This is a genomic window from Sphingopyxis sp. LC363 (genome assembly GCF_000756385.1).
Lineage (GTDB): Bacteria > Pseudomonadota > Alphaproteobacteria > Sphingomonadales > Sphingomonadaceae > Sphingopyxis.
Genome location: NZ_JNFC01000001.1, coordinates 89,829 through 103,277, shown reverse-complemented (window position 1 = coordinate 103,277; position 13,449 = coordinate 89,829). Strand labels below are relative to the sequence as shown.

Sequence of the window (13,449 nt, the reverse complement as noted above, 5' to 3'; positions counted from 1 at the left end):
AGGCAGCAGCCTGCCTCGCCTGCCCACCGAACGCACGATCCGGTGCGTCGGTGACTCCAAAACCGTCACAAAATGTTAACTTTCGAACCTCGGGCGCAATTTGGCACGCCCGTTGCAGTGCAACATGGTGCCATTAGCAAAAGGGGGCGTCATGAAGCTGATCCTGGCCATCATCAAACCATTCAAGCTCGACGAGGTGCGCGAGGCGCTCACCGGACTCGGCATCGCCGGCATGACCGTGACCGAGGTCAAAGGCTTCGGCCGGCAAAAGGGGCAGACCGAAATCTACCGCGGTGCCGAATATGCCACCAACATGGTGCCGAAGGTGAAGATCGAGCTCGTCTGCGACGACGCGCTCGCGCCGCGGGTCGTCGAAACGCTGCAGCAAAGCGCCGGTACCGGTTCGATCGGCGACGGCAAGATTTTCGTCCTCGACGTCGGTCAGGCCGTGCGCATCCGCACGGGCGAAACCGGCGAGGCGGCTCTGTAATGATAAAGGGGGAAGCAATGAAGTTCGCAAACAAGATTGCGGCGGGCGCCGGGGCCGCGGGCCTTTCGCTGTTCGCCGCGCTGCCCGCCTGGGCACAGGAAGCCGTCGCCGAAGCGGCGCCCGCCGCCGCCGAAGCCGTACCGACGCCCGACAAGGGCGACACCGCGTGGATGATGATCTCGACCGTGCTCGTCATGGCGATGATCGTCCCGGGCCTCGCGCTGTTCTACGGCGGGCTCGTCCGCACCAAAAATATGGCCTCGGTGCTGACGCAGGTGCTCGCCGTCGCGGCGCTCGCGATGATCCTCTGGGTCATGTACGGCTACAGCCTCGCCTTCGGCGGCGACGCCAACCAGTTCATCTCGGCCGGAAAGATGTTCCTCGCCGGCGTCACCGCGGATTCGACCGTCGCGACCTTCACCGATGGCGTCGTGATCCCCGAATTCGTCTTCATCGCCTTCCAGATGACCTTCTCGGCGATCACCGTCGCGCTCGTCCTCGGCGGGCTCGTCGAGCGCATGAAATTCTCGGCGGTGATGGTCTTCGCGATCGTCTGGCTGACCATCGTCTATTACCCGATCGCGCACATGGTCTGGTATCTCGGCGGTGACGATGCCTCGACCGGCCTGATCTTCGGCTGGGGCGCGCTCGACTTCGCAGGCGGCACCGTCGTCCACATCAACGCGGGCGTCGCAGCGCTCGTCGGCGGCTTCATCATCGGCAAGCGCAGCGGCTACCAGAAGGACATCATGGCGCCGCACTCGCTGACCATGACGCTGATCGGCACCGGCCTCCTCTGGGTGGGCTGGTTCGGCTTCAACGCCGGCTCGGCGCTCGAAGCCAATGGTTCGGCCGGCCTCGCGCTGATCAACACCTTCACCGCCACCGCCGCCGGCGTCCTCTTCTGGATGCTCACCGAACGCGCGCTCGGCCACAAGGGCTCGCTGCTCGGCGCCTGTTCGGGTGCGATCGCCGGCCTCGTCGCCGTCACCCCGGCCGCGGGCAATTCGGGTCCGTTCGGCGCGATCCTGCTCGGCGCGATCGCCGGCATCGTCTGCTGCTGGTTCGTCATGAAGATCAAGCCCAAGCTCGGCTTCGACGACTCGCTTGACGTGTTCGGTATCCACGGCCTCGGCGGCATCATCGGCTCGGTCGGCACCGCGGTGACGATGCTCGCCGCGCTCGGCGGTCCCGCCGGCGATGACTATGTCCTCGGCGCGCAGCTCTGGATCCAGATCAAGTCGGTGCTCGTCGCGATCCTCTGGTCCGGCGCCGGCTCGGCCATCGCCTTCTATGTCGCGAAGCTGGTCACCGGCGGGCGCGTGTCGGAAGAGGTCGAACGCGAAGGCCTCGACCTCGGCGAGCACGGCGAGCGCGCCTATAATTATTGACGAGACAGGATACCCGTCGCCGCACGTCTCTCTCCTTTCAATCGGCGGCGGCGGGATCCTCACCAGGTTCCTCCTGCGAACCACTGGCCGGGACCGACGTCCCGGCCTTTTTTTTGATTGTGGCCGAAAGGGCCACGGGCCCGGGACCGCCGTCCCGGCCTCTTTTTTTGATTGTGGCCGAAAGGGCCACGGGCCCGCGACCGACGTCCCCGGCCATTTTTATACTGTGGCCGCGACGCAACAGGTCCGGGTAATTTTATTGCGCGCGAATCGTCCCCCATTGCCTCTCACCCGCAAGAAGCGCACCCTCCCGCCCGGACCAGCGTCAGATTGGCCACCAGGAGGAGGATTATCATGAATGCACGAGCATCTTTGCTCGCAGGCTTGTCGTGCCTTGCGCTCGCAAGCGCCCCGGCAGCGGCGCAGGACGCGCCGTCGGACAGCTATGACGGCAACGAGATCATCGTCACGGCCACCAAGCGCGACGCCAGCCTTCAGGACGTTCCCTTTTCGATCAACGCCCAGACCGAACAGGCGATCGAGCGCGCCAATGCGAGCACGATCGAGGATCTGTCGCGCAACGTCGCGGGGCTGACCGTCCAGAATCTCGGGCCCGGGCAGAGCCAGGTATCGGTGCGCGGCGTTTCGGCGGGCCAGATCGCGCGCGACCAGCCGGGCGTCAAGGAACAGGTCGGCGTCTATCTCGACGAATCGGTCGTCTCGCTGTCGCTCTTCACCCCCGACCTCGACCTGTTCGATTTGAACCGCGTCGAAACGCTGCGCGGGCCGCAGGGCACGCTTTTCGGCTCGGGTTCGGTCGGCGGCACGCTCCGCTACATCACCAACCAGCCGACCACCGACCGCGTCGAGGGCAAGGTCGAAGGCAATGTGAATCTCGTCGATGGCGACGATTTCGGCGGGCATTTGAAAGGCGCGATCAACCTGCCGCTAAGCGAGAATCTCGCGATGCGCGCGGTCGGCTATTACACGCGCTACGGCGGCTTCATCGATGCGCTGCGCGAAGGCGGCGGCGAGAGCGAGGACGTCAACAGCGGCGAACGCTATGGCGGCCGCGTGTCGCTCCGCTGGGAACCGGCCGAGAATCTCTCGATCACCCCGCGTTTCCTCTATCAAAAGGTGACCACCGACGGTTTCAACCGGCAGGAGGTCTATAATCTCTATGCCAACCAGTTCACGACGACGCGCCCGCAGGTGACCTTCGAGGAACGCCAGCAATATCTGCTGCTCGACGAAGCCTTCGAGGACGAGGTCAAGCTCTTCGACCTCACGATGAACTATGGCGGCGACACGATCGGCCTGACCTCGGTCACGAGCTATACCGATCGCGACATCCTCGTCAGCCGCGACGCGAGCGCGCTCACCGGCAGCGTGTCGGCCGATCTCGGCTTCCCCGACGCGGGCATCCTGCTCCCGTCGAACCTCGTCGACACGACGGGGGTCAAGCAGTTCACGCAGGAACTTCGCGTGAACTCGGCAGGCGAGGGCCCCTTCCAATGGCTCGTCGGCGGCTATTATGCGAACGTCAAACGCGACTATGCCCAGCGCCTGCCGACGCCCGGTTATGACGCCTTCACCGACGCGACCCTCGGCGCTGGAACTTCGGCGGCGGTGGCGAATGGCTTCGGCCCCGATTCGCCCTACAATGCCGACATCCCCTATGACCTGTCGCAAATCGCGATCTTCGGCGAGGTCAGCTATGACTTCACCGAACGGCTGACCGCGACGGTCGGCGGCCGCTATTACGCCTTCGACGAAACGCGGCGCTTCGTATCGGGCGGGCTGTTCACGAACGGCGACAATGACCGCGACAAGACCTCGTCGACCGGTTTTTCGCCGCGCCTGCTCTTGAGCTACGACGTCGCCGACGGCGTCACGCTCAACGCGCAGGCGTCGAAGGGCTTCCGCCTCGGCGGCGTCAACGATCCGCTCAATCTGCCGCTCTGCGACGGCGGCAATCCGGGCGGCCCCGATGCCGAGACCTTCGGCGGCCGGCCGCGCTACGACGACGAAACGCTGTGGAACTATGAAGGCGGGGTGAAGGCGCAGTTCGGCGGCATCACCTTCAACGCCGCGGGCTTCTATACCAAGATCAACAATCTGCAGGTCACCGCCGATGCCGGCAGCTGCTCGTCGCGCATCGTCTTCAACGCCGACGCGCATACGATGGGGCTTGAATTCGAGCTGTCGGCGAGCCCCTTCACCGGCTTCGATCTCGGACTGTCGGGCAGCTATGTCGAGGCCGAATTCGATTCGACGCTGACGCGCCCCGACGGAACGGTGATCGAGGGGATCCGCGACGGCAACCGCCTGCCCTCGGTGCCGAAGTTCCAGATGGCGGCGAACGCGACCTACAGCTTCCCGATCGACGCATCGGGGAACAGCAACGCCTTCGTCACCGCCTCCTTCCAGCATGTCGGCAGCCGCTATACGCAGCCGGGAGATCAGGAGAACAACCCGCGGACCTTCGTCCACGGCTTCACCTTCGGCGGCGCAGCGATCGGATCGGCGACGACGCTCGACCTCAAGCTGCCCGATTATCAGCTGGTCAATATCGGCGCGGGAATCGAGTTTCCCGACGAACTCGAAATCTCGGTCTATGTGAACAATCTGTTCGACGAAAACGCCCTGCTCGCCTTCGACCGCGAGCGCGGCGGACGCGCGCGGCTGGGCTTTGCGACGAACCAGCCGCGCACCTTCGGCGTCACGGTGCGAAAGGGCTTTTAAGCGGCCGCGAAAGGGGCCGGATCGCCGGCGCGTGCCGGCCCCTTTCTCAACTGAAATGCTGCACAAATTTTGTGCAGCATTGCCGCAATTTTAGCCTTTCCAACATGACATTAATGTGGCATTCATTGGGTCAACAGTTTCAGGAGGGGAGAGCCTGAAAGGCTGGGCCGGGACGCAAGTCCCGGCCCTCTTTTTTTGTGCACAACATGCGCCCGCCTGAAAAGTGGCGGCTTTCAGGGGTTTTTGCGCGTATAGCGCAGCACAGCGAAGACGCGCCAGCCGCCATCTTCCTGCAGGACCGAATCGCTGACGAGGAGCCGCCCACTCTCGTCGAGGACATAGGTCGATCGGCCGATCTCGACATCGGCGCTGCCCCAATGCGTCCACCATTTCGCCGCATTCACCCCGCCCGCAACCGCGCGCGTGCGCCCCGTGCTGTCGGTCCATTTCCCGCCGACGCGCCCCTTCGCATCGACGGCATAGGTCGCCTCTGCCGAGTAGGCGACGGGCGGGGTTCGCTCGATGCTCAGCCGATAGGAAAGCATCGTCGCGCCGCCCTCGCCCGGCGCGATCTCGAGCGTCGCGGTCGCGGGCTTGCCGAACGCCTCGCCCTCACCGACCAAGCTTCCGTGCCAGGCGGTCAGCGACGGTGGCTCGGCGGCGGGCGGCGCGGACGCGAGAAGCGCCGCGGCGGCCCAGCCGAGTGCCGTCATGACACCATATCGGACTGCGAGAACATGAAGGCGTTGCCGTCGGGATCGTAAAAGGTGAGCAATTTCACCAGCCCCGGAATATGCTGGATATCGCCGTCCTGCCGCACGCCCTCGGCATCGAGATGGGCCTTGGCTTCGACGATGTCGGCGACCTCGAACACATTGGTCGCGCCGCCGCCCTGCACGACGCTCTCGACCTCGCTCAGCCCGATATTGACCCCCGCCATGGGGGTTCTCATTTCGCACCAGCCGATCTCGTCGGCGCGGTAGAGCAGTTCGCAGCGCATCACCCGCCCGTACCATCCAATCGACGCGGTCATGTCCTTCACCCCCATCGAGCAGGTAAGCTCGGATCCATATTCGAGTGCCATGCCTTTGCTCCCTCTGCCAACATCCTTGCATCGATGGTCTGGTTTGTATAGTTACTTGCAAATGCCGTCAAGCAAGTCCGATCCGCCGCCGCCCGATCCGTTGCTGGTCCAGCTCGGCAGCCACCGCTGGCTGGTGCCCTTGCTCGCCGATCTCGCGGCCCGCAAAGGCGCGCGCTTCGTCGAGCTCGTCCACCGGCTCGGACTGTCGCGCGACAGCCTGACGCGGACGCTGGAGGCGGCGCAGGCGATCGGCTGGGTGCGGCGCAACCCCGGTCACGGCCACCCGCTTCGCCCCGAATATATATTGACCGACAGCGGTCAGGCGGCCGCCGCGCGCGCCGCGACGATCGCCGAAGCCCATGGCGCGCTCGGCCTGCCCCCTGGCGCCGCGACGCGCTGGGGGCTGCCGCTCGTCGTCGGCATCGGCGTGGGGCACGACCGCTTCAACGCGCTGTCGCGCCTGCTCGCCCCCGCGACACCGCGGGCGCTGTCGCAGGGGCTGGCCGCGCTTGGGCGCCATGGGCTGGTGACGCGCGAGGTGATCGATATGCGCCCGCCCGCGAGTCGGTATGACTTGACGGGCAGCGGCCGATTGTTGGCGGCCGCTTGCTCTTAGCGCTCAGGCCAGCGCCGCCTTCACGAAGTCGGCCGCGCGTTCGCCGATCATGATGCTCGGCGCGTTGGTGTTGCCGCTGACCAGCCGCGGCATCACGCTCGCGTCGGCGACCCACAGGCCCTCGACGCCTTTGAGCTTCAGCGCCGGATCGACCACCGCGTCGACGTCATTGCCCATCCGGCACGTTCCGACCGGGTGATAGACGGTATCGGCGCGCGCGCGGATCAGCGCGTCGAGCGCCGCATCGTCGTCGAGATCGACCGGGTGACGGTCGACCCCCGCATAATCCGACAGCGGCGGCGCGGCGGCGATCCGGTGCATCATCCGCACCCCGGCGCGCAGCGTCGCCATGTCGCGCGCATCGGTCAGGAAGCCCGGATCGATCACCGGCGCCGCGGCGGCATCGCCCGACGCCAGCGTCACCGACCCGCGGCTCTCGGGCCGGAGCACGCAGGCGTGGCACGAAAAACCGTGGCCCTTCACCTTGGTGCGGCCATGATCCTCCAGCATCGCGGGGACGAAATGATATTGGATGTCGGGCGCGGGCAGATCGGGCCGCGATTTCCAGAAGCCGCCCGCCTCGGCAAAGCATGTCGTCATGATGCCCGTGCGCTGGCGGCGATGCTCGAAGATCGCTTTCAGCATCCGCCAAGTGCCGCTCGCGCTGTCGCCGAACGGGTCGGCCGAGCGCGTTTCCCAGCTCGACACATAGTCGATATGGTCCTGCAGGTTCGCGCCGACTCCGGCGCGGTCGAGCGCGACCGCGATCCCCTTGTCCTTAAGATGCGCGCCCGGCCCGATCCCCGACAGCATCAATATCTGTGGGCTGTTGAAGGCGCCCGCCGACAGAACGACCCCGCCGCGCGCGCGGAGCGTCTCGCGTTTCGATCCGCGCCGGATTTCGACGCCCGTCGCACGCCCGTTCTCGATCAATATCCGCTCGACGAGCGCGCCGGTGCGCACCGCGAAATTGCCATGTTCGCGCAAGGGTTCGACATAGGCGCGCGCCGCCGACCAGCGTTCGCCCGCTTTCTGCGTCACCTGATAGAGGCCAAACCCCTCCTGGCTCGCACCGTTGAAATCGGCCGTGCGCGGCAGTTGCAGCGCCGCCGCGCTCTCGACGAAGCGCCGGCTCGTCACATTGGGCCAGCGCTGGTCCATGACATTGAGCGGCCCGCCGCTGCCGTGGAAATCGTCGGCTCCGCGCTCATTATGCTCGGCGCGTTTGAACCAGGGCAGCACGTCGGCATAGCTCCAGCCGGTCGCTCCCAGCGATTCCCACTGGTCGTAATCGAAGGCGTGGCCGCGGATATAGACCATCGCGTTGATCGCGCTCGAGCCGCCGAGCCCGCGCCCGCGCGGCTGGTATCCGGTGCGCCCGTTCAGCCCCTTTTGCGGCACCGTTTCATATTTATAATTCGAGCTGTTCCGGATGAAGGGCATGAAGCCCGGCGTCTTGATCAGCATATTGTCGTTGCGCCCGCCCGCCTCGACCAGACAGACGGCGCGCTTGCCATCCTCGGCGAGCCGCCCCGCCGCCGCGCTCCCCGCGCTGCCCCCGCCGATGACGATGATGTCGAACTGATCCATAAGCCGCTCCCCTCGCCACCCGGTCGGTGGTCCACTGCGACTTACATGAATGTCATTAGGTGGCGAAGCAAGGAAGAAGGGGTTTCCTTCTTCGTTCGCCCTGAGCTTGTCGAAGGGCCGTTCTTCCTTCTTACGACGCCAAGGCGAAAAACTGTGCTTCGACAAGCTCAGCACGAACGGAGTTGGTAATCCCTCCGCGTCTCCGCGTGCCCCTTTTCGGCGCCTACTCCGCCGGCTCCTCGACCGACCGCCCCGCTGCCCAGCGCTGCTTGATCATCGCGCTCGTCGCGCGGCTGCCGTCGTGGCTCCAGCCGGGCTCGCGCCACATATAGGACAGCTTGTGCTTCCACGGCGCGGCCCACACGTCCTTCGCGATCCCGACCCATTCATGCACCGCGGCCCACAATATGTTGAAGCTGCCGAGCTGCTTGACGATGCCGTAACGCACCGGCTCGTCGTCGCGTTCGGCGACGAAGCTGCCGAACATCTTGTCCCAGATGATGAAGACGCCCGCATAATTGGCGTCGAGATAGCGCGGATTGACGCCGTGATGGACGCGGTGGTGCGACGGGGTGTTCATCACCGCTTCGAACCAGCGCGGCATCCGCCCGATCGCCTCGGTATGAATCCAGAACTGGTAGATCAGGTTCAGCCCCGCGCAGAAAAAGACCATCGCGGGTGGAAAGCCGATCAGGAACAGCGGCAGGCGGAAGATGAAACCAAGGCTGAAGAAGCCGGTCCACGTCTGCCGGAGCGCGGTCGACAGATTATAATGCTGGCTCGAATGATGGATGACATGGCTCGCCCAGAACCAGCGCACGCGGTGCGCGCTGCGGTGAAAGGCATAATAGGCGAGATCGTCGAGAAAGAAGCAGAGGATCCACGCCCACCACCAAGTGCTGAACTCGATCCCGATGTCGAACAGACGGAATTGATAGACCCACACCGCCATGCCGATCACCGCCGCGCCGACGAGCGCTCCGGCGACCTGGCTCACCGTGCCGAGCATCAGCGAGGTCAGCGTGTCACGCGCCTCGTAACGGCTCTTGTCGCGACGCAGCGACACGATCATTTCGACGATCAGCAGCAGGATGAAACCCGGCACCGCGTAGACGACGGGATCGGGCAGCTCAGGCACGGCCGAACTCCCGCATACGCGATGCCCACATCCCCGCGTCCTTCCCCAGTTGCAGCGTCACCGCGCCGAATGTTCGCTCCGGCATCGTCAAAGTCAGGAAATCCTTGTCGAGCCGTCCGATAACGCTCGCATCGACCGGCCGCGCCGCGAAATGATTGCCATGCGCGCGTATCAGCATCATCCGCCCCTCGGCATTGCGGACGATCGCGGCAAAGCCCGCGCGGTCGCGCGCGACTTCGATCCCGCGAAACCCCGCTTCGGCCTCTTCGGCGAGCCGGATCGCGTGGGCTTCGTCCGCAATCCGCGGATCGGCGCCGAGCCCCATCCTGCCGACCAGCCAGGCGATGAACAGCACCGCGACGAGCGACGCGCCCGTCTGGACAAGCACCGCGGTCATTTTTCCCCCGACAGCGCGTCCAGCATCGGCCGCAGCCCCGAAAGATCGTAGCCCGCCTTTGCCGCCGCATCGACGATGCCGCCGACATCGTCGCCGGCGCGCGCGCGCGTCAGCGCCCAGAGATGCGTCGAGCGCGTTCCCGACCGGCAATAGGCGAGGATGGGTCCGGTCGCGCTCGCCAGCAATTTGTCGAGCGCGTCGATCTGCGCATGGCTGAACCCCGCATGGCCGATCGGGATCGCGGCATAGGCCAGCCCCTCGGCGGCGCAGGCGGTAGAGATATGCTCGCCCTGCGGCGCCGCCGGCTCCTCGCCGTCGGGACGGTTGTTGATCACCAGCGCAAAGCCTTGCGCCTTGGCCTCGGCGACATCCTCGATGCCGATCTGCGGCGCGACGCTGAACTGGGCGGACAGGGGACGAAAATCGCTCATGCCGCCGATCTACTCCCGCCGCCCACTTGCTGACAAGCATGAAGGTGGTGGGCGTGAAGCTGCAATCAATATTGGCGGATGACGTTCAGAAACGCGTCGCCCCACGCGTCGAGCTTCTTGCCGCCGACGCCGGGAATGTCGGCGAGCGCGCTCCGCGTCGCGGGCCGTTCGCTCGCCATCGCGCGCAGCACCGCGTCGTGGAAGATCACATAGGGCGGCACCCCGGCTTCGGCCGCCAGTTCGCGCCGCATCGCGCGAAGCGCGTCGAACAAGGGATCGCCGACCGGGTTCGCGGCGGCCCGATCCGCCCGCGAAGCCCTTTGCGTCCGTTTCACCGGCGGCTCGGCGATCAACACCGGCGTTTCGCCCTTCATCATCGCGCGCCCGGCGGGACCGAACATCAGCCCGCCATGCTCGGTCGTCTCGAGCGCCTCGCGCGCGACGAGCGTGCGCACGAGCGGCTTGATCAGCCGCGCCTCCTCGCCCGCGACGATACCGAAGACCGAGAGCTTGTCGTGCCCCCGCTGGGCAATGCGCTCGTCGTTCCGCCCCGTCAGCACCGCCTCGACATGCCCGGCGCCAAAGCTCTGCCCGGTGCGATAGACCGCCGAAAGCAGTTTCTGCGCCAGCACCGTCGCGTCGAGCTGGCGCGGCGGTTCGAGGCAGGGGTCGCAATTGCCGCAGCGTTCGGGCGGCGACTCGCCGAAATGGCGCAGCAACAGCGCGCGGCGGCACTCGACGGTCTCGACCAGCGCCGCGAGCGCGTTGAGCCGCGCCCGTTCGCTTGCGATGCGCGCCTCGGGCAATTCGCCGAGCCGCATCCGCGCGCGCGCGAAATCCTCGGCGCCCCATAGCATCAGCGCCTCGGCGGGGTCGCCGTCGCGCCCCGCGCGTCCCGTTTCCTGATAATAGCTCTCGATCGACTTCGGCAGCCCGGCATGCGCGACGAAGCGCACGTCGGGCTTGTCGATCCCCATGCCGAAGGCGACCGTCGCGGTGACGATGCCATCCTCCGACGCAACGAAGTCGTGCTGCACCCGCGCGCGGCGCTCGGCGTCGAGCCCGGCGTGATAAGCGGCGACGCTGCGTCCGGTCGCGGCGGCGAGCTTTTGCGCCATGCGTTCGGTCCCGTCGCGCGTCGGACAATAGACGATCCCTGGCCCGGGATTGGCGGCGATGAAATCGGTGAGCTGCTTTGCGGGAGTCACGCGCGGCGTCACCCGATAGCGAATGTTCGGGCGATCGAAGCCCGCGAGCACCAGCCCTTCGGCCGGGATGCCGAGCTGGAGGAGGATATCTTCGCGCGTGTGCTTGTCGGCCGTCGCCGTCAGCGCAAGCCGCGGCACCGACGGGAAAGCGTCGAGCAACGGGCGGAGCAACCGGTAATCGGGGCGGAAATCATGCCCCCATTCCGAAACGCAATGCGCCTCGTCGATCGCGAACAGCGCGGGCGTGCGCGCTTCCATCAACGAGCGGAAGCCTTCGCCGGTGGCGCGCTCGGGCGCGATATAGAGGAGGTCGAGTTCGCCGTCGCGATACGCCTGCCGCGTGTCGGCGAAATCGGCATCGACGCTCGTCAGGCTCGCGGCGCGAATTCCCGCCGCGCGCGCACCGCGCAGCTGGTCGTGCATCAGCGCGATCAGCGGCGACACGACGACGACGCAGCCATCGAGCGCGACCGCCGGCAGCTGATAAGTCAGCGACTTGCCCGCGCCGGTCGGCATCACCGCAAGCGTGCGCTCGCCCGCCATCACCCGCGCGACCACATCGCCCTGACGGCCGCGAAAATGGTCGAAACCGAAGGTCGTTTTGAGCAGCGGGAGAAGAGCGTCGGCGGACATTGTGCGAGGGCGATAGGGCGGATGAGGAGGAGAGGGAAGCCCCGGACTCATCCAGACGGACAACAAATCAACGTCGGGACTAAGCCCGTGTCAGCATCGCCCGTTCGGCCATCCGCGACGCCGTCTCGCGTTCGGCCATCACGACATGGTCCGCGCCGCGACGGACCAGGTCGCTCACTTCCTCGTCCGAATGCGCGCGCGCGACGATCACCAGCTTCGGGTTGATCGCACGCGCGCGGCGCACGATCGCCCCCGCCTCGACCCCCTCGGGAATCGCGATCAGCAGCGTCGACGCCTCGTCGAGCCCGGCCTGGCGCAAAATGCTCTCCTTGGTGGCGTCGCCGACGATCACCGTTGCGCCCGCCTCACGCGCCGCGGCCGCCATGTCCTTCTGGTCCTCGATCACCGTCAGCCCTTCGCCGCGGCCGCAGATCATGCTGCCGATATGGCTGCCGACGCGGCCATAACCGATCAGTACGACCCCGGCGTTGCACGGTTCGGGCGCTTCCTCGACAATGTCTCCCGACGGTTCCTCGATCGGTTCGTCGGCGCGGATGCGCTTCACCGCCAGCGTGAAAAGGATGGGATTGAACAGAATCGACAGCATCGAACCCGCAAGGATCAGGTCGCGCCCCGTCTCAGGCAATACCCCGAGCCCGACGCCGAGCCCCGCAAGAATGAACGAGAATTCGCCGATCTGCGCGAGGCTCACCGAAATCGTCAGCGCGGTCTGCGATTTATGGCCGAAGGCACGGACGAGCGCATAGGCCGCGACCGACTTGCCGATGACGATGATCGCGACTGTAGCGATCACCGGCAGCGGCTGCTCGACGATTACCTTGGGGTCGAAGAGCATGCCCACCGACACGAAGAACAGCACCGCGAACGCATCGCGCAGCGGCAGCGTCTCTTCGGCGGCGCGCCGCGACAATTGCGTCTCGCCGAGGATCATGCCCGCGAAGAAGGCGCCGAGCGCAAAGGATACGTCGAACATCACCGCCGCGCCGAATGCGACCCCCAGCGCGATCGCCAGCACCGCGAGCCGGAACAGCTCGCGCGACCCCGAATGCGCGACCCAGTGGAGCACCCACGGCAGCACCCGCCGCGCGATCAGGAACATGAATGCGGCAAAACCGACGACCTTGACCAGCACGATACCCGCCGACTGGAGCAGCCCCGCACTCACTCCTTCGTCGCCGCGGTCGCCGAACATCGCGGGCAGCAGCACGAGCGCGAGCACCATGACGAGGTCCTCAACGATCAGCCAGCCGACCGCGATGCGCCCCTTCTCGGTCTCGACCATGTCGCGTGCCTGCAATGCGCGGAGCAGCACGACGGTCGATGCGACCGACAGCGCCAGCCCGAACACCGCGCTCCCCGCGATCGACCAGCCCAGCCAGAGGCCGAGCATCGTGCCGAGCGCGGTCGCGACCGCGATCTGCAGGGTCGCCCCCGGCACCGCGATCTTGCGGACCGAAAGCAGGTCCTTGAACGAAAAGTGGAGGCCCACCCCGAACATGAGGAGGATGACGCCGATCTCGGCGAGCTGCATCGCAAGCCCGGTGTCGGCGACGAAGCCCGGTGTAAAGGGGCCGACGAGGATGCCCGCGAGCAGATAGCCCGCGATCGGCGATATTTTGAGCCGGTGCGCGAGCGCGCCCATCAGAAAGGCGACGCCGAGACCCGCGACGATGGTTCCGATCAGCGTGGTATCATGCGGCATGAG

General features: G+C 66.2%; 12 protein-coding genes. 4 read left to right on the top strand and 8 right to left on the bottom strand.

Annotated elements, in window-relative coordinates:
- The first annotated feature begins 151 nt into the window (after nt 1-151).
- From FG95_RS00440 to FG95_RS00430, 3 genes are all read left to right on the top strand, one after another.
- Complete coding sequence (locus FG95_RS00440; protein ID WP_003043080.1) at nt 152-490, top strand: P-II family nitrogen regulator; 339 nt, start codon at nt 152-154, stop codon at nt 488-490.
- 17 nt (nt 491-507) lie between these two features.
- Nucleotides 508-1,881, top strand: a complete 1,374-nt coding sequence (locus tag FG95_RS00435) for an ammonium transporter (RefSeq protein WP_037553199.1) — start codon at nt 508-510, stop codon at nt 1,879-1,881.
- Nucleotides 1,882-2,235: 354 nt separating this feature from the next.
- Nucleotides 2,236-4,626 (top strand): TonB-dependent receptor, encoded by a 2,391-nt coding sequence (locus FG95_RS00430; RefSeq protein ID WP_037553197.1) that lies wholly within the window; start codon nt 2,236-2,238, stop codon nt 4,624-4,626.
- A 233-nt stretch (nt 4,627-4,859) separates the two neighbouring features.
- On the opposite strand, the gene FG95_RS00425 is transcribed toward FG95_RS00430, so the two are convergent.
- Together FG95_RS00425 and FG95_RS00420 are read right to left on the bottom strand one after the other, a co-directional pair.
- The gene (locus tag FG95_RS00425) at nt 4,860-5,339 is read right to left on the bottom strand and encodes a hypothetical protein (protein WP_037553195.1); all 480 of its coding nucleotides are present in this window, start codon (nt 5,337-5,339) and stop codon (nt 4,860-4,862) included.
- Entirely contained in the window at nt 5,336-5,710 is a 375-nt protein-coding gene (locus FG95_RS00420) for a VOC family protein (RefSeq protein ID WP_037553193.1), read from the bottom strand. Before FG95_RS00420 ends, FG95_RS00425 begins: the two co-directional genes overlap by 4 nt.
- 61 nt (nt 5,711-5,771) lie before the next feature.
- On the opposite strand from FG95_RS00420, the gene FG95_RS19710 reads away from it, so the two are divergent.
- Nucleotides 5,772-6,326: a winged helix-turn-helix transcriptional regulator gene (locus FG95_RS19710; RefSeq protein ID WP_052181945.1), complete on the top strand. Its 555-nt coding sequence runs from the start codon at nt 5,772-5,774 to the stop codon at nt 6,324-6,326.
- 3 nt (nt 6,327-6,329) lie between these two features.
- Here the strand turns inward: FG95_RS19710 and FG95_RS00410 are convergent, their stop codons facing one another.
- From FG95_RS00410 to ybaL, 6 genes are all read right to left on the bottom strand, one after another.
- Nucleotides 6,330-7,916, bottom strand: coding sequence for a GMC family oxidoreductase (locus FG95_RS00410; RefSeq protein ID WP_037553192.1), 1,587 nt, complete (start codon nt 7,914-7,916; stop codon nt 6,330-6,332).
- 223 nt (nt 7,917-8,139) lie between these two features.
- Nucleotides 8,140-9,054 carry a sterol desaturase family protein gene (locus FG95_RS00405; protein ID WP_037553191.1) on the bottom strand — a complete coding sequence of 305 codons (915 nt, stop codon included), beginning with the start codon at nt 9,052-9,054 and terminating at the stop codon, nt 8,140-8,142.
- Complete coding sequence (locus FG95_RS00400) at nt 9,047-9,451, bottom strand: hypothetical protein (protein WP_037553190.1); 405 nt, start codon at nt 9,449-9,451, stop codon at nt 9,047-9,049. The genes FG95_RS00405 and FG95_RS00400 overlap by 8 nt, the downstream gene beginning before the upstream one ends.
- Nucleotides 9,448-9,882, bottom strand: a complete 435-nt coding sequence (locus FG95_RS00395; protein ID WP_037553189.1) for a TIGR01244 family sulfur transferase — start codon at nt 9,880-9,882, stop codon at nt 9,448-9,450. The genes FG95_RS00400 and FG95_RS00395 overlap by 4 nt, the downstream gene beginning before the upstream one ends.
- Before the next feature lie 65 nt (nt 9,883-9,947).
- Complete coding sequence (recQ, locus tag FG95_RS00390) at nt 9,948-11,723, bottom strand: DNA helicase RecQ (RefSeq protein ID WP_037553188.1); 1,776 nt, start codon at nt 11,721-11,723, stop codon at nt 9,948-9,950.
- A gap of 79 nt (nt 11,724-11,802) precedes the next feature.
- On the bottom strand, nt 11,803-13,446 hold the full coding sequence (ybaL, locus tag FG95_RS00385) for a YbaL family putative K(+) efflux transporter (protein WP_037553186.1): 1,644 nt from the start codon (nt 13,444-13,446) through the stop codon (nt 11,803-11,805).
- Nucleotides 13,447-13,449: the final 3 nt, after the last annotated feature.

Bases quoted from the DNA above. Each gene is read 5' to 3' on its own strand.
- FG95_RS00420 (WP_037553193.1), bottom strand. From the start codon at position 5,710: ATGGCACTCGAATATGGATCCGAGCTTACCTGCTCGATGGGGGTGAAG.
- FG95_RS00400 (WP_037553190.1), bottom strand. From the start codon at position 9,451: ATGACCGCGGTGCTTGTCCAGACGGGCGCGTCGCTCGTCGCGGTGCTG.
- FG95_RS00440 (WP_003043080.1), top strand. From the start codon at position 152: ATGAAGCTGATCCTGGCCATCATCAAACCATTCAAGCTCGACGAGGTG.
- FG95_RS00435 (WP_037553199.1), top strand. From the start codon at position 508: ATGAAGTTCGCAAACAAGATTGCGGCGGGCGCCGGGGCCGCGGGCCTT.
- FG95_RS00425 (WP_037553195.1), bottom strand. From the start codon at position 5,339: ATGACGGCACTCGGCTGGGCCGCCGCGGCGCTTCTCGCGTCCGCGCCG.
- FG95_RS00410 (WP_037553192.1), bottom strand. From the start codon at position 7,916: ATGGATCAGTTCGACATCATCGTCATCGGCGGGGGCAGCGCGGGGAGC.
- FG95_RS00430 (WP_037553197.1), top strand. From the start codon at position 2,236: ATGAATGCACGAGCATCTTTGCTCGCAGGCTTGTCGTGCCTTGCGCTC.
- recQ (WP_037553188.1), bottom strand. From the start codon at position 11,723: ATGTCCGCCGACGCTCTTCTCCCGCTGCTCAAAACGACCTTCGGTTTC.
- FG95_RS00395 (WP_037553189.1), bottom strand. From the start codon at position 9,882: ATGAGCGATTTTCGTCCCCTGTCCGCCCAGTTCAGCGTCGCGCCGCAG.
- ybaL (WP_037553186.1), bottom strand. From the start codon at position 13,446: ATGCCGCATGATACCACGCTGATCGGAACCATCGTCGCGGGTCTCGGC.
- FG95_RS19710 (WP_052181945.1), top strand. From the start codon at position 5,772: ATGCCGTCAAGCAAGTCCGATCCGCCGCCGCCCGATCCGTTGCTGGTC.